A 25,142-nucleotide genomic window follows, 5' to 3' on the forward strand; every position below is an offset into this window, starting at 1 on the left:
CAATTCTGAAAAAAGCCGTGAACATTCACGGCTTTTTTACTTCGTGTTTAAGATTTAGCTTTCAATAATCCCATCATAGGATCAGTACATGTATGCTGCCCTGTTTCAATACGTCCAGCAAATCGACGTTCATAAGCCTGCTCTCCCTGCTGTTGGGCGATCACAACATTAAAATCGTACCATCCCCAAGACTCCGTTAAATCGAGATGAAGTTCAGCCTCATTCGCTTGAGTTTTGACAGTCCACATTTTTTGATTGTAGTACGCATTGTCCTTGACCATCATCTCCACGGCTTCAGCACCATCATGCCGTATTTTTAAAATTATTTTAGGTTTACAAGCTTCATAGCAAATTCGAATTTCTGGCAAATGATCTCTTTCAATTTGATGGTGAAGATTTCCTTTAAATGCTCGATGATAACCGTTTGGTCCAAGTACCCAAAGATCATATTGATCATCTACTAGCTCCCAAACATCCTCAAGCTGTTTCCCTGCCTCCACCATAAAACGTCGAGGAATAGCATTTAAATCTAGTTTGTCATAGACATGGAAAACCGCACCTTGTTCCCCACCATTTGCGAAAATCAGTTGAATATTTCGGGTTGCAACCTGTACGCGCGCGCTGGTATGTAATAAATAAGGTAATGCTCGAGAATGACGTATTCCAGTTTCTTGCAGAGGAAATTGTTGATTTGCTGGGACTGGAACCTTGCTCAGTTGCTCTTGCGAACGACGCGTATTGTCAGCTTCTTGTTTTGTTCTTTGCCCATGGAGTGTTGGCAGAACATTAAAGTTAGGTGTCTTAAAGTCAAACGCCGACGTAAGGTCACCACAGACCGCTCTACGATAAGGGCTAATATTAGGCTCTTGCACGCCAAAACGTTGCTCGAGAAATTGAATAATTGAAGTATGATCAAATACCTGAGAGTTGACCCATCCCCCACGACTCCATGGTGAAATGATATACATAGGAACACGTACTCCTGGACCATACACACCATGCCAGAAGTTTTCATTCTTACCATTTTTAAATTTTAATTCAGGCTGTGCTATCGAACCTGATACAGGTGGGTGATTGAAATATTCATATGATATCTCTTGTTCTGATAACGTGGTTTTACCATGAACTTTTACGATATCACCTGCTTCATTGATTTCTCTTGATGGTGCAGACGGCGATGGTACATGATCAAAGAAACCATCATTTTCATCAAAATTGACCAGTAAAACCGTCTGACTCCATAACTCTGGATCTGCCGTTAAAGTGTTTAACAGTTCTTGAATGTACCACGCGCCTTGAACAGGACTTGATGGTCCCGGATGTTCACTATACGCTGCCGGTGCGACCACCCAGCTCACCTGTGGCAATTTACCCTCTAAGATATCTTGTTTAAATTGTCCTAATAAACCGCCGTCCTTAGGCATCGTATTGGCAATACCCTTATAGAGAGGTTGTCGTTGATCAATACGCTCATCATATTCAGGCGACAAAATATTGGCATGGCTAACCGGCTTACCAGATAATTCATTGGCTTTGCGATATTGCTTAAATCCAGCTAAAGGATTATCCGTAAAATTATCGGGCATATTTTGATAAACCTTCCAACTGATCCCAGCTTGCTGTAAGCGTTCAGGATACGTGGTCCAGCCGTAACCAATCATTGATGAGCCAATACTATCAAACTCGTTGACTACACTCGCGACACCTGCAGCAGTTGGCCCGTTGGTCCCTGTCCAAATAAATTTACGATTGGGATTAGTTCCCGCGTGCATAGCGCAATGGTAGGCATCACATAAAGTAAATGCTTCTGCTAGTGCAAACTGGAACTCGAGCTCTTGTTTCTTAAAATAGCCCATGGATTGGGGTTGTTTATGTTCTACCCAATTGCCCATACGCCCACAATCCCAAGCGGCTTGACCATCCTTCCATGAATGAGGTGTGCCCGAAACACGTTGAGCATTGCCCAATGAACTGTCTAGGTGATAAGGCAAAATTTTATTTTTGTTGCCATCATACTGTTCCCACACCGCTCTTTTACCACTCAATGGAATGGTGAATCGATCACCAAAACCACGTACTCCTTTGAATGTTCCAAAATAGTTATCAAAAGAACGATTTTCTTGAGTCAAAATCACCACATGTTTCACATCTTGAATAGTGCCAGTTTCCACTTTTGCATCAATTGCTAAAGCTTTTTGAATACTCAGCGGAAAACTTGCTAATGCAGATGCGCCCAATAATGTCTTGGTCGAATTTAAAATAAAGTCACGACGGTTCATATATTTATCCTGTTGTTATTCTTATTATGGTTATGGAGCACAGTGGATTTCACAGCTTGGATCTGAAGGTTGCGGTTTGGATGTTTGGTTATCATCATCTCCCCCACAAGCTGTTAACAAAATACTTGGTGTAAGGATGAGTATAAAAAAATAAGCTGGCATGTAGTTATCCTTCTCGTTTTATGCGAACTCAGTGATACGCTTTTTTCGTGACGCTGCAATGAAGCTTCAATTGCAAATCTATGAAATAAAAAAAGCACCTCTATCAAGGTGCTTTTTTACAATCAACGCATGCAATCAAATGCGAATTACCAGCCTAGTGCTTGTTGTTGCTTTTGAATTAACTCTTGAATGCCTTTCTCAGCCATTTCAAGCATTGCGTTACATTGCGTACGCGTGAACGGTTTATCTTCCGCAGTACCTTGAATTTCAATAAACTCACCCGCCTGAGTCATCACCACATTCAAGTCTGTTTGGCAGTTTGAATCTTCTTCATAACATAAGTCGAGTAGTACTTCGTCTTGATAAATACCAACAGAAATTGCAGCCACCAAACCTTTGAGTGGATCTTGTTTGATTTTCTTTTTCTCAAGTAATGAATTCATAGCATCAATCAAGGCTACCGCAGCACCTGTAATAGACGCTGTACGTGTACCACCATCGGCTTGAATAACATCACAGTCGATTGTAATCGTGTTTTCACCCAATTTCTTCAAATCCACCATAGCACGTAAGCTACGACCGATTAAGCGTTGAATTTCTTGAGTACGTCCACTTTGTTTACCACGAGCTGCCTCACGGTCACTGCGTGTATGGGTTGAACGTGGCAACATGCCATATTCAGCAGTCACCCAACCTTGGCCTTTTCCTTTCAAGAAGCGCGGTACTGAATTATCAACACTGGCAGTACAAAGAACTTTGGTATGACCAAATTCAACTAAAACTGAACCTTCTGCATAACGTGTATAGTTTCGAGTAATTTTAACGTCACGTAACTGGTCTAATGCACGCTGGTCAATACGCATAATACGTCCTAATTTTTACTTAAAAAAGATTGGGCACATTATAGCAGATTGATGGCATCTAACTTTGTTATAAGTCCGTGTTTTAAAATTGCAGTTTCATTTAAAAACATACATTGGTTTGAACTGAGTTGACATAAAAAATGATCAGACTTCGTTTAACGCCCATATGTATAATGATCACTATTCTTGATAATGTGCGATTACATTTTGAAATTTTTCTTCATTCTGTATTTTGTTATTCTTTATTAAATTAGAATAATTGGATCTAGCATGACTAGCCCTATTTTTTTGCATGAACTGCCAGAAGAGCAGCTAAAAAAGCTTTCCCAAGATGATATTCAAAAGATTCACCAAGCAGAGCAACTCTATTGGAGTAATAAGGCGTATACCAAATTTTATGCTGCATTTAATGGTTCTAAAACGAAAAAAGGTGGTTTAGTAAGAGCATCTACTGATACCTATAAGGTCAAAGGTATTTCTTTAGCTTTAGTAGGCGATGAAGCGATATATACTGATGGTTCAACAGCAAAAATTATCTCTGGTGCTGGTAGTGCCATCACTGTTCATAATCGATCCGCAGCACTTATTGGCTCACCATTAGAAAATGGTGATGAAATTATCGATAGTCCAATAACCGCTCATGTCTTACGTTTGTATCATGATGCCGCTTTACCCAAAGATTTCATGATTTCTATAATTGGGGGATCAAAGAATGTCTAAAGGTTTTGGCATTCATGGCTCTACCACAAGCCACGGTGGAACAGTGTTATCCACTCAATCGCGAAGTTCTCAAATGGGAAACCTATTTCTTCGTGCGGGAGATGGTTTTGCTTGCCCTAAATGCAAAACCTGGTCCACTTTGATTAAAAGCAATGACCATGTGATTTTTGATGGTAAAGCAGTCGCTTATGTCGGTGATAAGTTCACGTGTGGTGCTACTTTAATGCCTAAACAAGTTCATGTTGTTGGCACAAGCGGTGGAGCTAGTTCTACTTCTAGTATCTCAACAAAAACCACACCTCTCATGAGTAATTTAGTTGAAGATAATGCGAAAGAAATCCATAAAATTCAGTTCAAAATTATAGATGAAGATTCTCAGGAATTACTTTCAGATATGTTGTATGAACTTTATAGCAAAGAATCAGGGGAATTATTAGTTCAAGGCTATACAGATGAACACGGCATGACAGCGATTTACGAAAGCGAGTATCAACCAGAAGCTATTGAACTTATAACGTTGGACTTGTCGAAGACATTAGATCCCTTATAAATAATACTAGGAGAAAAAATGAGTGATACTGGTCGCTTAATCTATCATAGCAATTACGATAAAACTCCTATTCAGGCTCAAGCAGCGGAACGAATTGATTTAAAAGGAACAGTCAATATGTGCCGAGCTGATGATGGGTTTCTTACAGCATGTGAAGGTTGGCAAAACTTAATTAAAGTGAAACAAATAGTACCTTATACTTTTTGTATTCCACAGCATCTTTGGGATCATATTAAGAGACGACAACCTTTTGAGTATGATATGGCTTTAAGATTCGGCTTGGAGTTTGATTTAAGGCAAATTGAGAAAGATACACCTGGATTTATTTATACTGAATATTTTCACACAATGATGTATCTCAAATTTGCTACATATATTACTAAGGTTAGTAAAGACAAAGCACTGATAGCAGCCACTGAATTATTAAAAGATACATTTAAAATTCGAATTGCTGCTCATTATAAAAATAAGGAAGATATCATTCAGCTTACGCCAGCTGGCTATGGTATGTTTTCAAAAGCAGAATATGTCGGTAAAGCCGGGCAAATTCTAAAAAATGGTGGTCCTTTTATGATTAGTGAAAGATTGTATACGATGATTTTTGGAAAAAGATGGAATAAACAAGCTCATAGTTTTGCTGTTTCAGAAGGCTACAGAACTCCTAGAAAAGAAGAATTTGAAAAATTTGATGGAACGTATTAATGAAAAAGATCTTCTCTCTATTAATTTGCTCTCTGCTTCTTTCTTCTTGCTCTAATGCTAAAAAAAATACAATTGATGAAGACGAGTTAGATAAACAAATAGTACAAACAAAAATTATGGCTATTTCAAGTAGTTTAGAAAGTGCAAGCTTTGTTTATAGAGCTGCATATAAAAATTCAGAAAACCCTTCGGAAGTTAACGATCACTTATATTTATATGCTTTGAGTGAAATTGAATCACTTTTTAATACTTATGATATGGGGGGGTTAGACTATAAGAAAGACATTACAAGTTACAGGTTAATATCGGGGGATGCTATTGATTCAATGTGTATTATTAATAAATTTTTGAAAAAATATCAGAATCATTTGGAAAGAAAAGAATTAGCAAAACGATATGATGCAACTTTGAATAAAACTTTTGTGTTGCAAAGTGAATATTTAAATCTTTTAAAAAATGATCCAGATTTAATTAATGGATCTCAATGTTTAAAGTTAAATTAATATATTTTACCTTATGCGTAATTAAAAGCCCAATTATCACCAATCGGGCTTTTTTGTTGACTCTTCACGTTCCACGCTTAAAACTTTGATCAATGCTCCATGCCTTTCATGAATTAAACTAAATAGTGGTACTCAAGCAAATATTCCTCTTAATTTTCTTATAGATTGAGAAATTTTAGCTGTCTTATCATTTGGTAAAGAACATTTAGCTAAACGAACCCAAACGCTCCAGAATTGTTTCATAAAGTTAGCTTCATTATAGTGAATGCCATATTCCTCACATAATGCTTTAATTTTTGGCGCAGCTTCTGCATAGCGATTTGCAGGCATATCAGGGAATAAATGATGCTCGATTTGATGACTCAAATTACCACTCAAAATATGCAGCCATGATGTTCCCGTAAAGTTACTTGAACCTCGAATTTGACGTAAATACCATTCTGCTCGCGTTTCATTTTCGGTATTATCCATCTCAAATGTTTCTGCATCTTCAGTAAAATGACCATTAAAAATCACTGCAGATGACCATAAACTACGAATCACATTTGCAACTGCATTTCCTGCGAAGACAGGAAGCACATTTGGACCAGCGATAATCGGGAAAAAGACATAATCCTTCACCACCTGACGTCTTACTTTTTTTCTTAATTTTTCAGCATCTTTCCACACTTGTTTCCAAGATTTGGTTTTATAAACAAGCGCGTCTTCCAAGTGTAGGTTTTGAACACCGACATACCATTCAAAAAACACCATCAATTGAATCGCTAATGGAATATTAAACAAAAATCTTGGTTCCCAAGGTTGAGATGCTGAAACACGAAGTAGACCATAACCTACATCATGATCCATCCCCACAATATTGGTATAGGTGTGATGTACATAGTTATGGGTATATTTCCAGTCATCGCCTGTTGAGATGGTGTCCCAGTCATATGTCGCACCGTTTAAACTAGGATCATTCAACCAGTCAAATTGACCATGCATCACATTATGTCCAAGTTCCATATTTTCAACAATTTTGGACACGCCCAGTAATCCTGTACCTACCAACCAAACAGGTGGAATCCAACCACCAAACATCAGCAATGCACGTGAGCCAATCTCGCTATAGCGAACAAAGTTGCGAATCTTATAAATATATTTGGCATCTTGTTCACCCAAATCATTCATAATACTGAGTCGGATCTGCTCAACGCGTTGTCCAAATGCTTCAATTTGCTCAGCGGTCAGATGTTTAGATTTTGATTGCCATGTTGTATTAAGTGACATATTCATTATTTTTCTCCAGTCTTATACGATACCGTTAAATTACAAATTAATCACAACAGGGCTTACTGCCTGACTAATACATAATTTAATTTGTCGATTTGGCTCATGTTCAATTTCACCTGTGAGCATATTTTTAGTAGCGCCACTCACTTTGTTACAGACACATGCATTACAAATACCCATTCGGCATCCATGAGCGGGTCTTAATCCAGCCTCTTCAGCACTCACCAATAAACTTTTTTGAGCTTCAAACGATTTCTGACTGCGGATAAACGTGACAGATTGTTTTTCAATTTCTTCATCTACACGGATTTGAAAAAACTCTTGTTTGAGCTGATTGCTGATCCCCTCTTCATGACAAATTTGATTTACAGCTTGCATCATCGAAGTTGCACCGCATGCATAAATCTGTGCTTGCCTAAAACTTGGCATTAACTGCTCTAACAACGCCAATGTCAGATATTGTTTATGTTGGCGTGTATTAAAATAGTGATAATTAAAATGATCATGTTTTGAAGCGAGGTGTTGTAGTTTCACGTGGAACGCGTCATCTCGACAGAAATAAATCAAATAGATAGGTACAGATAATGTGTTTAAAGCCTTCGTAAGCAATGCATAAATGGCGGTAATGCCACTCCCCGACGCCAATAACACAATTGGCTGTTGAGTCGGCTCAAGCGTAAATTCACCTTGCGCTTGAGAAATTTCCACAACAGAACCTATCGCCAATTGGCTTAAACAATTCGACACTACTCCTTGAGCTCGGACAGCAATCACCAGATTACCTGTCGCAGAAATTTCCACAATCGAATAACTACGTTGTAGACGCACGCCTGCAACTACGACTGTGACTAAAACACTTTGCCCTGCCTCAATCTGTTGAAAATCGAAATTGTGATTTGGACATAAATGAATCTCATAGAAATCGTGACTAAGTGCCTGACGACTCACGAGCGATGCTTTGACTTTTTTCCAAGCCAAAGTGGGATGTATTTTTTCAGCGATAAAATCGACGAAATCTTCTCGAATCCATTCAGGACGATATGACAGATAACTACTCATCTCAAACGTTCCTCTTTTGTATTTCAATTTAATTGAGTGAACAAGTGTTCTAATAGTGAACATGTGTACACTATATTGATTTTAAAATTGAGTCAACACATGTTCACTGACATTCGTCGTTTAATTTTTATATTTTTTTGATAGACTCATCTCGACTTCACTTCTCAGGTTTTAAGATGTCTATACGCGATGAACGTAAACAACAAAGTCGTCAGGCTTTACTGGATGCCGCTTTGCGCTTAAGCACATCTGGCCGTTCATTTAGCAGTATTAGTCTGCGTGAAGTTGCACGTGAGGTTGGTTTGGTGCCAACAGCCTTTTATCGACATTTTCAAGATATGGATGAATTAGGCCAAGAGTTGGTGGATCAAGTCGCGTTATATTTGAAAACCGTACTTCATCAGCTCGGTCAAGGTTTGGCCCACCCTGATGCGAAAGCCGAAACCAGCATGGAACTTTTTTTTGAAGCCATCGATTTAAATACCCAACCTTGGATTTTTATGATCGCAGAGCGCTGGGGGGGTTCTGAAGTGGTAAGACGTGCGATTGCTCGTGAAATTGAGTTTCTAAATTCTGATTTGGCCAATGACCTACAAAAATTCGAAATCGTACAAAATTTTCATCAAGCTGATGACCTAAAAATGTTGTCGAATATTTTAATTAATTTATGTTTTACATGGGCAATGTCTTGGATTAGCTTGGGCCGTCAATATTCAGGTATGGAGCTTGAATTACAAAAATTAGTACTCAAAAAACAGTCCATTACCCAAATACGATTAATCTTTAAAGGGATTTTGAATTGGAATAATACTGAGGCATAAAAAAAACCCGCTCAATGCGGGTTTTCTATTATTTAGCTTTGCGCTCTTTATCCAATAGATAATCGACCACTTGTAACACACGGCCATTATCACCTTGTACGACATATTTCCCATTTACTACAACAGCTGGCACACCCGTCAATTGATATTGTTGCGCTAATTTATTCGCTTGAGAGACTTTGGCAGTAATTGCGAAAGAATTATATAAACTATTGAATTTCGCTTCTGGGATACCATACTTCGTAAAGAATTGTGCTTGTGATTTTTGGTCAAAAATCTGCTGACCTTTGTCATGGATCGCGTGGAATAGAGGCAAATGGGTACGTTTACGAACACCAAGAGCTTCAGAAACGTAGTAGCCACGTGCATTCTGTTCCCATACTTTGTTCATTGCAGCAGGTGTACGGACAAAATTCACATCTTTTGGAATTTTACGTAACCAAGATTGCATATGAGGTTCTAAAGTAAAGCAATGACCACAGCCATACCAAAAGAACTCACGTACTTCCAATTTACCAGCGACATCAACCTTTCCTGGGTTTTGCACGACCGTATAATCTTTGCCTTCAACAAAGTTCGCCATTGCACCTGTTGAAAGTGCCATCAGCACCGCAGCGGCAACGCCACTAAAAACCACCTTTTTCATTAAGTTTTTATCCTCTAAATCATTCTGATTAGCATATGGTTTCACTATAAAACAAATATGAGAAAATCGTTTTGATTCTGTGAACTTTTTTACAAGATTTATCGCTTTTTTTGGAATTAGCGATACACTAAGATCTGATATAAATTCTACCCATTAAAACGAACTTTGCTAAGGTGGCTGTAATGACTCAACTGAATGTTGACCCACAAGAAATTGCTAAATTTGAAGCACTTGCTGCAGTATGGTGGGATCAACACTCTGAGTTTCGCCCTCTCCATCAAATCAATCCATTACGATTGAATTGGATTGATGAACATGCAGGTGGTCTTAGTGGCAAAAAAGTCCTAGATGTGGGCTGTGGCGGCGGTATTTTGGCCGAAAGTATGGCACGCCGTGGTGCCGATGTCCTCGGTATCGATATGGGCGCAGCACCATTAAATGTCGCACGTCTGCATGCAGAACAAGAAAACGTAACCAATATCGAATATCGTCAAATTCCAGTTGAGCAATTGGCTGAAGAACAAGCTGGTCAATACGATGTCGTAACTTGTATGGAAATGTTGGAACATGTACCAGATCCAGCGTCAATCATTCAAGCATGCCAAAAACTGGTGAAACCAAACGGTCATGTATTCTTCTCCACAATTAACCGTAATCCAAAATCATATTTATTTGCGATTATCGGTGCAGAGTATGTGTTACGTCTTTTGAAAAAAGGAACTCATGACTATCATAAATTTATTAAACCTTCTGAATTAGCGCATGATATTCGTAACGCAGGTTTAAAACTTAAAGATATGACAGGCTTACATTACAACCCATTAACTAAACATTATTGGTTAGCCCCAAATGTCGATGTGAACTATATGGTTTACACCCATAATGAGGTGAATGAATGAAGGCCGTACTTTTCGACCTAGATGGGACTTTAATTGACACTGCTGCGGATTTTATTCGTATTATTCAAGCAATGTGTCGTGAAGAAGGTCGAGAGATCGTAGATGCAGCCCTGATCCGAACTCAGGTCTCCGAGGGGGCTCGGGCGATGGTGAAATTGGTTTATCCTGAATTACAGGTTGATGATCCTATTTTCCTTGCACATCGTCAGCGCTTTCTAGATATCTATGGTGCTGATATTGCTGTGGATACAGACCTTTTTGCAGGAATGTATCCTTTAATTGAGGACTTGGAACAACGGGATATTCCATGGGGAATTGTGACAAACAAACCTCGTTGGCTGAGTGAGGCACTACTTCAAGCCTTAAACTTAACTGAACGTTGTGCCGTTCTCGTATGCCCAGAAGATGTTAAGCACACTAAACCTGACCCAGAACCAATGTATCTCGCTGCTCAACAAATTAATGTTCCAGCTGAACAATGCATTTATGTTGGTGATCATCCACGTGATATTGATGCAGGTCGAAGCGCAAATATGTACACGATTTTGGCTGCTTACGGATATTTACCATTAGAACACAAAGATGACTTAGATTCTTGGCAGGCAGATTGTATAGTGAATGATGTACAAGAATTACATCAACACTTAATCGAATTGATCGAATCTCACCAAAAAACAGCTTAATTAGAACAATGAAGGAGGTCGCACATGAAATATTCAGAATATCAGCCTCGCCCAGATTTATTGAAAGATAAAGTAATTTTAATTACGGGTGCAGGTGATGGCATTGGACGCGCAGCAGCGTTGAGCTATGCTTTACATGGTGCGACCGTCGTTCTTCATGGTAGAACGCTGAACAAGTTAGAAGTGATCTATGACGAAATTGAAAGTTTAGGTGCTCCTCAACCTGCAATTTTGCCACTGCAACTTTCTACTGCAACAGCATATGATTACGAACGTCTTGTGGAAACGCTTGACCAACAATTTGGTCGTTTAGATGGGATTTTGCACAATGCTGGGATTTTAGGTGAGCGCGTTGAATTGGCCCACTACCCTGCTGAAGTGTGGGATGATGTAATGGCTGTAAATTTAAGAGCACCTTTTGTTCTTACTCAACATTTACTTCCATTATTAGAAAAATCTCAAAATGCCTCTGTTGTTTTTGCAAGCTCAGGTGTCGGTCGTGAAGCACGTGCGAAATGGGGCGCATACTCAGTTTCAAAAATTGCCATTGAAGCGGTCAGTCAAATTTTTGCAAAAGAAAATGTCTATCCAAATATCCGTTATAACTGCATTAATCCTGGTGCAACACGAACAGCTATGCGTGCTAAAGCATATCCTGATGAAGATCCGAAAGTATTGGCAACGCCTGAACAAATCATGCCAGCTTATTTATATTTAATGGGCGAAGACAGTATAGGTATGAATGGTCAGAGTATTGATGCTCAGGATTAGTTTTTTCAAAATTACATGATGAGGATCGTCAGATCCTCTTTTTTTAAATTATAGTTCTAACAAAACCTATTAAAAAATTTACCTTTAGATTTTAAAAGCTTAAACAAATAAGTCTCAACAACTTTTGAATACACCCATAAACTAAGAAATTATCTAATGGTAGTATCACTTACTTTGCTTTAAGCGTCTTAAGTATTTATAACTTAATAAAAACCCGACAATAATGTCGGGCTTTTATTTCATTCTGATCAGTCAAATAAACGATCGAAGAATGATTTCTTTTTAGGTGAAGATTTACTGTCCGCACCATCTAAAGATTCTTGTAACTCTTTTAAAAGTTCACGTTGACGTGCAGTTAAGTTGACTGGTGTTTCAATCACGATACGGCAAAGTAAATCACCTTGCATACTTGTGCGTACTGGTTTTACACCCTTGCCACGTAGACGGAACATTTTACCTGTTTGTGTTCCCTCAGGTACTTTCAAGTTCACACGACCATCAAGGGTTGGAATCTCAATTTCTTTACCCAATGCAGCATCAGCGATACTAATCGGCACATCCATATACAAGTCCGCGCCATCACGTTGGAAGATTTCATGTTCACGAACATTAACTTCTACGTATAGATCACCTGATTGACCATCACGAATCGCTTCACCTTTTCCAGTTAAACGAACGCGATCGCCATTATCTACGCCTGCAGGAATGGTAACTTCAAGTGTCTGTTGACGATCTTTAACACCTGAACCATGACAAGTGCCACAAGGATTTTTAATAATCTTACCTTGTCCGCGACAAGTGCTACACGTTTGCTGAACTGAGAAGAAACCTTGTTGCATACGGACCTGGCCAGCCCCGTGACAAGTCTTACAAGTTTCAACATCATTCGGGTTTTTAGAACCTTTACCATCACACACTTCACATGGTGCTGGCGCAGTAAAAGTGATTGTTTTCTTTACGCCACGTACAGCTTCTTCTAAGCTGAGCTCAAGCACATAACGTAAGTCTGAACCACGTCTTTGACGCTGTTGGCGACCGCCGCCACCAAACGCGCCACCGAAAATGTCACCAAACTGACTAAAAATGTCTTCAGCGCTAAAACCGCCACCGAAACCACCGCCGCCGCCACCGAAGCCGCCTTCAAACGCATTATGTCCCATGCGGTCATACATGCTGCGTTTTTCACTATCAGATAAAACTTCATACGCTTCAGCAGCTTCTTTGAATTTTTCTTCTGCTTCAGCATTATCAGGGTTACGGTCTGGATGATATTTCATCGCCAACTTACGGTAGGCTTTTTTAATTTCATCATCACTAGCTGTTTTAGAAACCCCTAAAACCTCATAATAATCACGTTTAGCCATGTCTGGCGATGCTCCACAAAAAAATTTGATATGACTTCTCTGCGGAATATGTTGGGGTCATATTCCGAGATTACAAGTAAATTAAATCATTATTTTAAAAAGCGGCTTTTTTCTGCAGATATTTCACTAAGCCTTTAAGCCATGCATTTAGGAGAAATAGCCATGCAATTGTGGTAAAAATGACACCAATCACCGTACACCCCTTCACCCATAACACACTATCCCAATAGATAAAGCAGGCAGGAATAAACCAAAGAGCAGCAAATGCGACCATCATCATGAATAGCACAACATTTCGTGCAATCCATAATGCTTGAGCATGGATCCAGACTTCAGCGTCTTGCGCTTGAGCCACTTTTTGCGCTAAAAAATAGGCGATTGCAGCACTGATACCAGTGAACAATGCAAGAAACATGAATACATAAGACATCGTAATTAATCGACGATGTCTTGTTAAATTGTCTCGCCCCATGGATGCTTTTTTATACCTCAACCGAGTGCACATTCAGTTTTTTTATGTACTCAGCCCACTGTGTTATTTTGTGTTAAAAACTAGGGACTACTATATTGAATTTTTCAATGCTTCGCACCTAGTATTCACATAAAACTACGCGGTTTTTGACTCTTTTTTTACTTTAAACCATGCCGCATAGAGTGCTGGCAAGAAGAACAGCGTTAATAATGTTGCGATAATGAGTCCACCCATAATTGCTACTGCCATTGGACCAAAGAAGATACTGCGTGAAAGCGGAATCATCGCCAACACAGCAGCCAATGCAGTCAAAATAATTGGACGGGCACGGCGTACTGTCGCTTCTAAAATCGCTTCCCATTGAGAATGACCCGCTTTGATATCTTGCTCAATCTGATCAATCAAGATAAGCGAATTACGCATAATCATTCCAGATAAAGCAATGGTACCTAGCATCGCCACAAATCCGAAAGGCTTATTGAATATCAACAGGAACAATACCACGCCAATTAAACCCAAAGGTGCGGTCAAGAAAACAATAAACGAACGTGAAATACTCTTGAGCTGAATCATGAGCAAGGTAAAGACCACGGCCAAAAATAACGGCATGCCAGCATTTACTGAGGTTTGTCCACGTGCAGATTCCTCCACAGTGCCTCCCACTTCTACCAGATAACCACTTGGAAGTTCGGCACGAATTTTCTCAATAGATTCAGTTAATTCACCAACCACAGTAGCTGGTTGGAGTTTAGTCCGAATATCTGCGCGCACAGTAATGGTCGGCAAACGGTTACGATGCCAAATCAGACCATCTTCAAACTTATATTGAATATTCGCAATCTGTGCCAATGGAACTGTTGTACCTTGACTCGTCGGTACAGCTAGACTTTGTAACGATGCTACATCAACACGTTCCGCTTGATCGCCACGTAAACGAATATCAATTAACTCCCTTTTCTCACGATAATGATTAATCGCAGCGCCTGTTATTGAACTATTTAAGAAATTCGCCAAATCTAAGCTAGATACGCCTAACTGACGCGCACGATCTTGATCAATTTCAAGTGAAATAATTTTACTCGGCTCACCCCAATCTAAATGAACATTGGCGGTATTTGGATTTTCACTGATTGCTTGTGACACTAATTGTGCTCGTTGGCGAACAGTATTTAAATCTTCACCAGAAACACGGTATTGAATTGGATAACCGACTGGTGGCCCATTTTCCAATAGCGATACACGTGTCCGTACTTCAGGCAATAACTTACTAATTTCTTCACTCAGATTCTTTCTAATCTCATCTCGCTCATCTAATGAGGAAGCCAAAACCACAAATTGTGCAAAACTCGCCTGAGGCAATTGTTGATCAAGTGGTAAATAGAAACGTGGAGAACCTGTACCAACATAAGCGACGTAATTATCGATCCCTTTTTGAGTCGACAAGAATTTTTCTACTTTTTTAACCGCATTTTCTGTCGCTGTTAGAGAAGCACCTTCCTCTAGTTTTAGATCCACTAATATTTCAGCACGGTTTGATGGTGGGAAAAATTGTTGTGGAACAAATTTAAACATCAAAATTGACAAGACAAATATCGCAACCGTCGCAGCAATGACGGTTTTACGATAAGTAATACATAACTCAACCCAAGATCTAAATTTTTGATACATCTTAGTTTGATATGGATCGTGATGCTCACCATGGTGTTGAACGACGGGTTGTGGCTCTGGTTGTTGACGTAATCTTGCCCATAAGCGTTGATACCACGGAGCTTTCTGATTCATTTGATTAAAATCAGGCAGTAATTTGTCACCTAAATAGGGAACAAACAGTACCGCTGCAAACCATGACACCACTAAAGCAATGGTTACAACTTGGAAGATTGAGCGAGTATATTCACCTGTGCTCGACGCAGCAGTGGCAATCGGCAAGAATCCAGCTGCAGTGATCAGCGTCCCCGTTAACATTGGAAATGCGGTCGACTTCCAAGCAAAACCTGCGGCTTTTAATCTGCTATATCCTTGTTCCATTTTAATGGCCATCATTTCAACTGCAATGATGGCGTCATCAACCAAAAGTCCAAGTGCTAAAATTAACGCGCCTAAAGAAATCTTGTGCAGTCCAACATCAAAGAAATTCATGCCTGCGAACGTCATTGCCAAGACCAAGGGAATAGAGAAAGCGACCACTAATCCTGTACGGAAACCTAAAGAGAAGAAGCTGACCAATAAGACAATAATCACGGCCTCTGCGAGCACTTTGATAAATTCGTGAATACTGCGTTGCACCGCTACAGGCTGATCTGAAACTTTTTTAAGTTCCATCCCTAAAGGTAAAGTTTGTTGTAGATCATTGAAGGTCTTTTCTAGATTTTTCCCTAGCGCAATGATGTCACCACCCTTACGCATAGACACCGCAATACCAATACCATTTTTGCCCATAAAGCGCATACGTGGTTGAGCTGGCTCACTAAAGCCACGGTAAACTTCAGCCACATCGCCCAATTGAATGGTCTTATCACCAACCAGTAATGGCATGTTCTTGAGATCTTCGACTGATTTCAATTGTCCGCTGACACGCACTTGAATACGATCTGAGCCTGTTTCAAAGAAACCTGCGCTTGCCATGGTATTTTGTTTTTGTAGTGCTTCTTGAATTGCAGAAACTGGAATACCCAATTGAGCGGTTTTCGTATTTGAAATTTCTATCCAAATTTTTTGATCTTGCAAGCCAACTAAATCAACCTTACCAACATCTTGTACACGTTGTAGTTGCAGCTGTAAGCGATCGGCATATTCCTTCATCACGGCATAATCAAAATCATCACCCGTTAAGACATAAATATTCCCAAAGGTGTCACCAAATTCATCGTTAAAGAATGGACCTTGAACACCGCTAGGAAGTTGGTGTTTGATATCTCCAATTTTTTTTCTAACCTGATACCAAACATTCGGTAATTCATGAGAACGCAGCGAGTCTTTGGCAACAAAGGTCACCATTGATTCACCAGGACGAGAATAGGCTGCAATACGATCATAGAGCCCCGTACTCATTAATTCTTTTTCAATGCGATCAGTTACTTGTAATGAAACTTCTTCCGCTGTCGCACCTGGCCAATAGGTTTGAACGACCATTACTTTGAAACTAAATGGAGGGTCTTCACTTTGTGATAGTTTTGAGTAGGAATAAACACCCAATATTCCCATCAAAATCATGAAATAAAGGATCAGTCCCTTATTTTTTAACGCCCATTCTGACAAGTTAAAGTTCATATTTTCGCTCCAACTTGTCCTGCTTTCACATTCACTGCACGGTTTTGACGGTCAATCGGATTAATTTTTTGTTTATCTCGCAGTAAGTGTACACCGCCAACCACGACCCAATCAGAAGCTTTTAAACCTTGAGTCACAGGTACCGTATCACGACCATAAGCACCTATTTGAACATTCACCTTACGGATACTGTGATCTGGATTCACAACCCAAACATAAGGCTGATCTTCTGTTGCAGATACACTGGTCAAAGGAACATTAATCACATTTGAACTGGTATTTGAAAAAAATACTCGCGCACTTTGTCCAAGTTGAATTGTTGAACGCCCTTCAGTCAAAGCAACTTTGACACTAAATGTTCTAGATTGGTCGGCAGCAGGTGAAATTTCACGCACATATGCGGCGAAACGCTCCTCTGGTTTTGACCATAGCGTAACCCAAGCTTTTTGACCTGTTTTAATTTCTGATACTGCTTGTTCTGGCACACCAATCACCACTTCACGATCACCATCTATCGCCAGTTGATATGCTGCCTGCCCTGCTGCGATCACTTGACCAACTTCAATACTACGCTCAGTGATGACGCCATTTTTATTGGCAATGAGTTGGTTATATCCCGTCTGATTACTACTCACTGCATAATTTGATTGTGCTTGTTTTAAATTGGACATAGCCGATTTATATTGATTTTCTACGGCATCATATTGCGAACGACTCACCGCATTAATAGGTAATAACTGCTTAAAGCGTTTGTATTCTTCTTCGGCAATTTTGGCTGCAGATTGCGCGCTTTCTAACTGAGCTTTTGAAGCATTTAACTGCAGTTGAGCATCTTTCACATCTAATTTTGCTAAGACTTGCCCGACTTTGACTCGATCCCCTACATCAACATAGCGTTCAGTAATTTGTCCTCCAACACGGAAAGCCAATGCCGTTTGCTGTCTCGCCTGAACTTCTCCTGCATAACTTTTCAGTTCATCTTGGGAAGTATTCGGCTGGGCAACCATCACAAATGGAATTTGTTCCTCTGTGGGTTTATCCTTACTACACGCGGTGAGTATCACGCTACAAATGAGCATTAGACTGTATGTGGCAAATTTTTGAAGACTCATGTGCACTGCTCTTATGTCAATTTTTAGGCAAATCAAATTAGGGATATTAATTTGATTATTTTTTAATTAATATACCGCATGGTACAGTAATTAAAAATCATTTTTCAAGGTATGACCTAAACTGTTTTTTTTGGATTTTTTTGTGCAAATGAATATTGGACGTCCTAAGGATTTAGTTAAAAAGAAACAAATATTAGAGGCAGCTAAACGTTTGTTTCTAAAACAGGGCTTTCATGGTTCAAGCATGAATCAAATTGCCAAAGAAGCTGGCGTGACTAAACTGACGGTGTATAACCATTTTCAAGATAAAGAATCGTTATTTACCTATGCAATTGCAGAAACGTGCGAAGAATCAATCAATGCTCGGCGAATCCAATTACACCCTGAATCCAATTTTTTAGAAGACTTCTATCAGGTATGTAGTTTAGCGCTGCAAATTGTCAATCTTCCTGAAGCCATTAAGCTTGAGCATTTATTATTAGAATTGGCAGCAGAGCAAAATCCTTTGGCTGAACCTTTTTATAATGCATCTCATAAGCGGTTATTTGTGGTTTGGACTGATTTTTTTGCTCAAGCGATTGAGCACGGATTTATCCAGAAAGATGATGCTGAAAAGCAAACACATTTGCTCCTTTCTTTACTCTTAGGGCATCGACATCATGAAGTATTGTTAGGTGTTCGTCAGGTTCCCAGTGAAGCAGAATGTGATGAAATTATTCATCAAGCCATCGAATTATTTATGCTGAAATACAAAAAATAGCTCTCTCCATTCTTAAATGGCGTATTTTTCACCTAATTTTCTTTAAATTATTTTGCAATCGCTTGGCATGTCATGAATAAGCGGTATAGTCAAAAGAACAAGAAAAGGAGAAAAAAATGATTCAACAAATTGATGCTCCATTACGTGAAGACGTACGCTTACTCGGTAATCTTTTAGGAGAGACTTTAAAAGAACAAGCTGGACAAGATTTGTTTAATCAAGTTGAACAAATTCGTGCACTCGCGAAAGGTGCACGTGATGGTGATAGCGAAGCTGAAAAACAATTAGAATGTTTATTTTTAAGTTTAAAAGATGATGAGATTCTTCCACTGACACGCGCTTTTTCACATTTTCTGAACTTTGCCAATATTGCAGAACAATATCATGTGGTACGTAGCCGTCGCCAAAATGAGTTTGATAAAAACGGCGCTGCAGCGAATGTCCTTATTCCCCTTTTTGAAAAATTTCAACAACAGCTGATTTCAGCGGAAACCCTTTATCAACAAATTTGTGAGCTAAATATTGAGCTTGTACTCACCGCACATCCTACGGAAGTTAGTCGTCGCACCTTGATCCAAAAATATGATGGGATCAACGAGTGTTTATCTAAGTTTGATCAGCAAAAGCTGACCCCCAAACAGCGCGCTCAAGTTCTTTCTGAATTAAAACAATTGGTTTGTTCAGCATGGCAAACCGATGAAATTCGCCAACATCGTCCAACCCCAATTGATGAAGCAAAATGGGGTTTTACTACCATTGAGCAAACTTTATGGAACGCTATTCCTAAGTTTGTCCGTGAATTGAATCAATTGGTTCAAGAGCATTGTTCTCAAGCTTTACCTTTAGATATTGCACCTGTGCGGTTTGCATCTTGGATGGGTGGTGACCGAGATGGAAACCCAAATGTCACACACAAAGTGACTCAAGAAGTTTTATGGTTATCGCGATGGAAAGCCGCGGATCTCTACCTCCGAGATATTGAAGATTTACGTTGGGAGCTTTCTGTTCAGGCGTGCAGTGATGAACTAAAGACTGCCTTAGGTCAGCCTCATCCAGAGCCTTATCGTGAATATTTAAGAACAACACGTGAACGCTTAAAAATTACAAGAGAATGGCTCACTGCAAAATTACAAGGTCAACATTCTGATGTGGATCGTAGCCAGATTATTCATCACAAAGATGAGTTGTTGCAGCCATTATTGTTATGTTATCGCTCATTAGTCGATTCAAACCTTTCCGGTATTGCTCAAGGAAAGTTACTCGATTTTATTTATCGCGTGAATTGTTTCGGTATTGAGTTATTAAAACTAGATATTCGCCAAGAGTCAGGTCGTCATCGTCAAGCAATTTCAGCGATTACTGAGTATCTTGGACTTGGCAATTTTGAGACATGGACTGAACAAGCCCGTCAAAACTTCTTATTACAAGAACTGCAAAGCAAACGCCCTTTACTTCCTAAGCATCTTAATGAATCTGCTCAAAGTCTTATTGAGCATCCTGATGTTCAAGAAGTATTCGCTACCATGCGAACTTTGGCAGAACAACCTGCTGAAAGTCTAGGTGCTTATATTATTTCAATGGCGGAATATCCAAGTGACGTTTTGGCGGTTCTATTACTCCAAAAAGAAGCAGGTATTAAGCAACCTCTGCGTGTAGTTCCATTATTTGAAACGCTAAAAGATTTAGATGGCGCAGCTTCGACCATGAATACTTTATTCAGTATGCATTGGTACAAACAACATATTCAAAACAAGCACGAGGTCATGATTGGTTACTCTGACTCAGCAAAAGATGCAGGTTTCATGTCTGCAAATTGGGCTCAGTACCGTGCACAAGAAGAGTTAACAGCTATTGCCAAACAACATGGTATACAACTCACTTTGTTCCATGGTCGTGGTGGCTCAATTAGTCGTGGTGGTGCTCCAACCCAACAAGCACTATTTTCACAACCACCTGGCTCAATCTCAGGTGCAATCCGTGTGACTGAACAAGGCGAAATGATCCGATTCAAATTTGGATTAGAAGAAATCGCACTGCAAAATTTAGAGATTTATACCGCAGCTACCCTTGAAGCGACTTTACTGCCACCACCAGAACCCAAGGCAGCATGGCGCGAGTTGATGCACAAGATGACGGAACTCTCTGTGAATGTTTACCGTCAAACAGTCCGCGAAAACCCTCATTTTGTCCAATATTTAAGAACCGTGACGCCAGAGCTTGAATTACAGATGCTACCTTTGGGTTCAAGACCAGCGAAACGAAAAATCAGCGGTGGTATTGAATCCTTACGTGCAATTCCATGGGTATTTGCATGGACTCAAATTCGATTAATGCTTCCAGCATGGTTAGGTACTGGTGCAGCCATCAATCAAGTCATTTCAGAAGGTCACAAAGCTGAGCTAGATGAAATGTTAGAACAATGGCCTTATTTCCAAACTTTAATTGATATGTTGGAGATGGTGCTATCTAAATCAGATAGCAATGTCGCATTGTATTATGAATCTCATCTCACCCAAGATGAAAATCTTAAAGTATTGGGTGCGGAACTACGCCAACGCTTACATGACGCAGTACAAACTTTATTGGCAATGAAAGGTGAATCTAAATTACTCAGTTCTAATGAGGTTCTTGATCAAGCCATGAAGATTCGTAAACCCTATCTTCTTCCATTACACCTGTTACAAGCAGAACTCATGAAAAGACGTCGCGAATATTTAGCTGAACGAACTGTCGAACAAACTGAGGTTGACCATGCATTAATGGTAAGTATCGCAGGTATTGCTGCTGGATTACGTAATACGGGTTGATTTCACGACTGTCTATGCTCAAGTACCTTTATGGGCTTGAGCAATTTAGAGACTTTATTCTAATTTTCAGTAATGACAACAAAGCACCTATAAATTTTTTACTCAATATGGATATAGATTTTTTTGATATAGCTGAATTGCAATAGGCTGATTTTACTTTATTTTTAAAACATATTTTTTTTACCAATGGGTAAAAATTCAATAAAAGTCAGACTATTAGTTTTAATAATTTTTCAAGAAACAGATGATTTCTCGTAAAACAGGCGTATGATGTGCACAATTTAACTATTGAGTGCTCACTTTATGACCAGTTGGTTTCCTAAATGGCGTCCCTTCACGGATGATATTGATACGCGTCCTGTTGGCACGACCGAATATTTACCTCCTGCGCAAAGTGTAGTTCTTGGCATTCAACATGCTTTTGCCATGTTTGGTGCGACAGTTTTAGCACCATTATTAATGGGTTTTGATCCTAATCTTGCCATATTAATGTCAGGTATTTGTACCCTGTTATTTTTCCTCATCACTGGCGGTCGAGTGCCCAGTTATTTAGGCTCAAGCTTTGCTTTTATTGGTGTAGTCATCGCGGCAACGGGCTATACCGGTGCTGGATCAAATGCGAATATTGCATTAGCTGCTGGGGGAATTATTGCCTGTGGTGTACTTTATGCCTTAATTGGTTTTCTGGTGATGGCAACAGGTACTCGATGGATTGAAAAGCTCATGCCTCCTGTAGTAACAGGTTCTGTGGTCATGATCATCGGTCTGCATCTTGCACCGGTAACGGTAAAAAGTGTCGCGGGTAATCCATTTAATATGTGGATGGCATTGATTACTGTCATGTGTATGGCTTCAATTGCAGTATTCACCAAAGGGATGCTACAACGCCTACTTTTACTTGTGGGTTTGGTGCTGTCTTATATCGTATACTTTGTTATTACGAATATCATGGGTTACGGTACTCCAATTAACTTCACGCCGATTACACAAGCTGCATGGTTTGGTCTGCCTAACTTTCATGCTCCTGAGTTCAGTACGAACGCGATGCTCATCATTGCTCCTGTAGCTTTAATTTTAGTGGCTGAAAACTTAGGTCACATCAAAGCAGTCTCTGCCATGACTGGTGAAAATCTAGACCCACATATTGGTAAAGCGTTTGTAGCCGATGGTGTTGCAACATCATTAGCCGGTGGTGTAGGTGCTCCAGGCATGACCACTTATGGGGAAAATATTGGCGTGATGGCTGTGACACGTGTCTATTCCACGATTATTTTCGCCATCGCAGGTGTATTCGCAATTTTCCTTGGCTTATCACCAAAATTTGGTGCAATTATTCAAACCATTCCAACTGCGATTCTTGCAGGTGCATCAATTGTGGTGTTTGGTTTAATTACCATAGCTGGTGCTAAAATTTGGATCGAACATCGTGTCGATTTCTCTAAAAATAAAAACCTCATGATTGCTGCGATCACGCTGATCTTAGGTACTGGTGACTTTGCGCTTCAATTTGGTAGCTTCAATTTAGGTGGTATTGGAACGGCTACCTTTGCTGCATTATTCCTGAATTGGTTCTTTAGCTTAGGTGGAAAGTCTAACTAAAAATCTATCGCATATAAAAAAAGAGAGCTTAATGCTCTCTTTTTTAATTTTTTATTCTAATTAAGTATTTTAAGATTTTTTTTCAATGGGTTTAGGTCGACCAAAATAATAGCCTTGAAACGTATTACAACCATTTTCTTTTAGAACTTGGAACTGCTCTTCAGTTTCTACACCCTCTGCCACCACATTCAGATCAAGAATTTGTGCTAAATCAATAATCGTTTTCACAATAGCAATATCACGTGGATTACCGACAATATTTTCTACAAATGAACGATCAATTTTGAGTTGATCCAGTGGAAGCATTTTGAGGTAATTCAATGAAGAATATCCTGTTCCAAAATCATCCATAGAGAATCTTAATCCACGCTCGATGAGCTTTTTCATTTTCTCAATTGAGTTATGCATATCGGTATAGAACATGCTTTCAGTGAGTTCTAAACGTAATAATGTTGGATCAATTCCTGCTTCATCAATAATCCGAAGCACATTTTTATCAAAGTCAGTCTTACGGAATTGTTCGACACTAATATTGACTGAAATCGTCCAGTTTGAAGATTCTGGGTATTGGCTCCAATCTTTTAACTGTTGGCATGCTAATACTAATACACGATTACCAACATCATGTATGAGATCAGTTTTCTCCACTTCTTCAATAAATCGACCTGGTAAAATTAAACCGTGTTCAGGATGACTCCAACGTAGCAAAGCCTCATACCCGATCACTTCCTCTTCGCGATTTACTAAAATCTGATAATAAAGTTGGAACTCATCTCGTAATAAAGCTAATCTTAAATCATTTAATAAAGCAGCTTTAGCAATAACACTTTGTTCCATTTCAGGATCAAAAACACATATGCAGTTTTTACCATTTTCTTTAGCTTGATACAGCGCCATGTCGGCGTACTTAAGCAACTCATTTTTTGGCAATTTTGAATTACGGAAAATAAAAATTCCGATACTAGAGCTAGTATGAATTTTATTATCCTTTAATACGAAAGGCTCATTTAATGCAGCACGAACTTTATCAGCGATTTGCATCACTGCTTGATTAGCAATCGTTTCATCTGGATCTAAATCTGAAAGAATAATTAAAAATTCGTCTCCACCAAGACGGACAATTGCATTCTGCTGTGCCACACACTCCATAAGGCGCACCGAGACCATTTTGAGTAGGTCATCTCCACGATCGTGTCCTAACGTGTCATTAATATTTTTGAAGTTATCCAAATCCAACATCATGAGTGCACTATGTGTACCATTTTGTTTACATGATTCAATCACCTCCAACATGCGTTCTTGCATAAAACGGCGGTTAGGCAATCCCGTTAATTCATCATGTAATGCCATATAACGTGCATGGTCTTCGGAATTTTTTAGCTGTGTGATATCAGTTCGAATGGAGATATAGTTTTGTAAAACGCCATTATTATCTTTAAGCGGCACAATCGTGGTTTCAACCCAATATATAGAACCATTTTTAGCTCGGTTACAAATTTCGCCTTTCCAAATTTCTCCACTCGAAATGGCTTTCCACATATATTTAAAAAAACTTCTCGGGTGATAGCCTGAATTAATAATTTTATGTGTTGATCCGACCAGTTCTTCATAAGAATACTGTGAGATATTACAAAACTTCTCATTGACATGAGTAATGACGCCACGTGCATCTGTTATGGCTACAATTGAATGTGCATCAATGGCTACTTTATAGTTTTCAAGATCCTTGACTATTTTTTCTAATTGTAACTGGGTATCCATAGCGCCTTCGACCGTCAGTCTAAAAAGTGATGTATCCAAATGTTAACTTAATATTATTTTTTGTAAC

The 25,142-nt window shown here is 39.3% G+C and carries 22 protein-coding genes; 11 read left to right on the forward strand and 11 right to left on the reverse strand.

Annotated features, from left to right (window positions below):
• Window positions 1–47 precede the first annotated feature (47 nt).
• From AC1M9M_RS12185 to rph, 3 genes are all read right to left on the reverse strand, one after another.
• Entirely contained in the window at window positions 48–2,279 is a 2,232-nt protein-coding gene (locus tag AC1M9M_RS12185; protein ID WP_481596472.1) for a phosphocholine-specific phospholipase C, read from the reverse strand.
• A gap of 30 nt (window positions 2,280–2,309) precedes the next feature.
• Window positions 2,310–2,441: a hypothetical protein gene (locus AC1M9M_RS12190; RefSeq protein ID WP_481596473.1), complete on the reverse strand. Its 132-nt coding sequence runs from the start codon at window positions 2,439–2,441 to the stop codon at window positions 2,310–2,312.
• Between the two features lie 146 nt (window positions 2,442–2,587).
• The gene (gene rph, locus AC1M9M_RS12195) at window positions 2,588–3,304 is read right to left on the reverse strand and encodes a ribonuclease PH (RefSeq protein ID WP_035270511.1); all 717 of its coding nucleotides are present in this window, start codon (window positions 3,302–3,304) and stop codon (window positions 2,588–2,590) included.
• Window positions 3,305–3,574: 270 nt separating this feature from the next.
• On the opposite strand from rph, the gene AC1M9M_RS12200 reads away from it, so the two are divergent.
• From AC1M9M_RS12200 to AC1M9M_RS12215, 4 genes are read left to right on the forward strand one after another with little or no spacing between them, the layout of a single operon-like run.
• Entirely contained in the window at window positions 3,575–4,024 is a 450-nt protein-coding gene (locus tag AC1M9M_RS12200; protein ID WP_179999988.1) for a PAAR domain-containing protein, read from the forward strand.
• Window positions 4,017–4,574: a PAAR domain-containing protein gene (locus AC1M9M_RS12205; protein ID WP_481596474.1), complete on the forward strand. Its 558-nt coding sequence runs from the start codon at window positions 4,017–4,019 to the stop codon at window positions 4,572–4,574. Before AC1M9M_RS12200 ends, AC1M9M_RS12205 begins: the two co-directional genes overlap by 8 nt.
• A gap of 18 nt (window positions 4,575–4,592) precedes the next feature.
• Window positions 4,593–5,276, forward strand: a complete 684-nt coding sequence (locus tag AC1M9M_RS12210) for a hypothetical protein (protein ID WP_155756988.1) — start codon at window positions 4,593–4,595, stop codon at window positions 5,274–5,276.
• On the forward strand, window positions 5,276–5,779 hold the full coding sequence (locus AC1M9M_RS12215; RefSeq protein WP_035268821.1) for a hypothetical protein: 504 nt from the start codon (window positions 5,276–5,278) through the stop codon (window positions 5,777–5,779). The genes AC1M9M_RS12210 and AC1M9M_RS12215 overlap by 1 nt, the downstream gene beginning before the upstream one ends.
• Before the next feature lie 132 nt (window positions 5,780–5,911).
• Here the strand turns inward: AC1M9M_RS12215 and AC1M9M_RS12220 are convergent, their stop codons facing one another.
• Window positions 5,912–7,048, reverse strand: a complete 1,137-nt coding sequence (locus tag AC1M9M_RS12220; RefSeq protein WP_481596484.1) for a fatty acid desaturase family protein — start codon at window positions 7,046–7,048, stop codon at window positions 5,912–5,914.
• A 39-nt stretch (window positions 7,049–7,087) separates the two neighbouring features.
• Complete coding sequence (locus AC1M9M_RS12225; protein WP_481596475.1) at window positions 7,088–8,110, reverse strand: flavin reductase family protein; 1,023 nt, start codon at window positions 8,108–8,110, stop codon at window positions 7,088–7,090.
• Window positions 8,111–8,286: 176 nt separating this feature from the next.
• On the opposite strand from AC1M9M_RS12225, the gene AC1M9M_RS12230 reads away from it, so the two are divergent.
• Window positions 8,287–8,931 (forward strand): TetR family transcriptional regulator, encoded by a 645-nt coding sequence (locus AC1M9M_RS12230; protein ID WP_481596476.1) that lies wholly within the window; start codon window positions 8,287–8,289, stop codon window positions 8,929–8,931.
• A gap of 28 nt (window positions 8,932–8,959) precedes the next feature.
• Here AC1M9M_RS12230 and AC1M9M_RS12235 read toward each other — a convergent pair whose 3' ends face one another.
• On the reverse strand, window positions 8,960–9,577 hold the full coding sequence (locus AC1M9M_RS12235) for a thiol:disulfide interchange protein DsbA/DsbL (RefSeq protein ID WP_180000355.1): 618 nt from the start codon (window positions 9,575–9,577) through the stop codon (window positions 8,960–8,962).
• Between the two features lie 182 nt (window positions 9,578–9,759).
• On the opposite strand from AC1M9M_RS12235, the gene ubiG reads away from it, so the two are divergent.
• Genes ubiG through AC1M9M_RS12250 form a run of 3 tightly spaced genes read left to right on the forward strand, consistent with a single transcriptional unit; the run spans window position 9,760 to window position 11,930 of the window.
• Window positions 9,760–10,476 carry a bifunctional 2-polyprenyl-6-hydroxyphenol methylase/3-demethylubiquinol 3-O-methyltransferase UbiG gene (gene ubiG / locus AC1M9M_RS12240; protein ID WP_035268814.1) on the forward strand — a complete coding sequence of 239 codons (717 nt, stop codon included), beginning with the start codon at window positions 9,760–9,762 and terminating at the stop codon, window positions 10,474–10,476.
• Window positions 10,473–11,159 (forward strand): HAD family hydrolase, encoded by a 687-nt coding sequence (locus tag AC1M9M_RS12245; RefSeq protein WP_035268813.1) that lies wholly within the window; start codon window positions 10,473–10,475, stop codon window positions 11,157–11,159. The genes ubiG and AC1M9M_RS12245 overlap by 4 nt, the downstream gene beginning before the upstream one ends.
• 24 nt (window positions 11,160–11,183) lie before the next feature.
• Window positions 11,184–11,930, forward strand: coding sequence for a YciK family oxidoreductase (locus AC1M9M_RS12250; RefSeq protein WP_035268812.1), 747 nt, complete (start codon window positions 11,184–11,186; stop codon window positions 11,928–11,930).
• Window positions 11,931–12,178: 248 nt separating this feature from the next.
• Here AC1M9M_RS12250 and dnaJ read toward each other — a convergent pair whose 3' ends face one another.
• From dnaJ to AC1M9M_RS12270, 4 genes are all read right to left on the reverse strand, one after another.
• Entirely contained in the window at window positions 12,179–13,294 is a 1,116-nt protein-coding gene (gene dnaJ, locus AC1M9M_RS12255; protein WP_035268804.1) for a molecular chaperone DnaJ, read from the reverse strand.
• Between the two features lie 94 nt (window positions 13,295–13,388).
• Entirely contained in the window at window positions 13,389–13,766 is a 378-nt protein-coding gene (locus tag AC1M9M_RS12260; protein WP_481596485.1) for a hypothetical protein, read from the reverse strand.
• Window positions 13,767–13,901: 135 nt separating this feature from the next.
• Window positions 13,902–17,036, reverse strand: coding sequence for an efflux RND transporter permease subunit (locus tag AC1M9M_RS12265; protein ID WP_481596477.1), 3,135 nt, complete (start codon window positions 17,034–17,036; stop codon window positions 13,902–13,904).
• Entirely contained in the window at window positions 17,033–18,148 is a 1,116-nt protein-coding gene (locus AC1M9M_RS12270; RefSeq protein ID WP_481596478.1) for an efflux RND transporter periplasmic adaptor subunit, read from the reverse strand. Before AC1M9M_RS12270 ends, AC1M9M_RS12265 begins: the two co-directional genes overlap by 4 nt.
• Window positions 18,149–18,290: 142 nt before the next feature.
• Between AC1M9M_RS12270 and AC1M9M_RS12275 the strand changes: the two genes are divergently transcribed.
• From AC1M9M_RS12275 to AC1M9M_RS12285, 3 genes are all read left to right on the forward strand, one after another.
• The gene (locus AC1M9M_RS12275) at window positions 18,291–18,908 is read left to right on the forward strand and encodes a TetR/AcrR family transcriptional regulator (protein ID WP_035268797.1); all 618 of its coding nucleotides are present in this window, start codon (window positions 18,291–18,293) and stop codon (window positions 18,906–18,908) included.
• 116 nt (window positions 18,909–19,024) lie between these two features.
• Window positions 19,025–21,715: a phosphoenolpyruvate carboxylase gene (ppc, locus tag AC1M9M_RS12280; protein WP_481596479.1), complete on the forward strand. Its 2,691-nt coding sequence runs from the start codon at window positions 19,025–19,027 to the stop codon at window positions 21,713–21,715.
• 303 nt (window positions 21,716–22,018) lie between these two features.
• The gene (locus AC1M9M_RS12285) at window positions 22,019–23,314 is read left to right on the forward strand and encodes a solute carrier family 23 protein (RefSeq protein ID WP_481596480.1); all 1,296 of its coding nucleotides are present in this window, start codon (window positions 22,019–22,021) and stop codon (window positions 23,312–23,314) included.
• Window positions 23,315–23,383: 69 nt separating this feature from the next.
• Here the strand turns inward: AC1M9M_RS12285 and AC1M9M_RS12290 are convergent, their stop codons facing one another.
• Window positions 23,384–25,075, reverse strand: coding sequence for a putative bifunctional diguanylate cyclase/phosphodiesterase (locus AC1M9M_RS12290; protein ID WP_481596481.1), 1,692 nt, complete (start codon window positions 25,073–25,075; stop codon window positions 23,384–23,386).
• Window positions 25,076–25,142: the final 67 nt, after the last annotated feature.

This window comes from Acinetobacter sp. ANC_7503 (genome assembly GCF_056780035.1).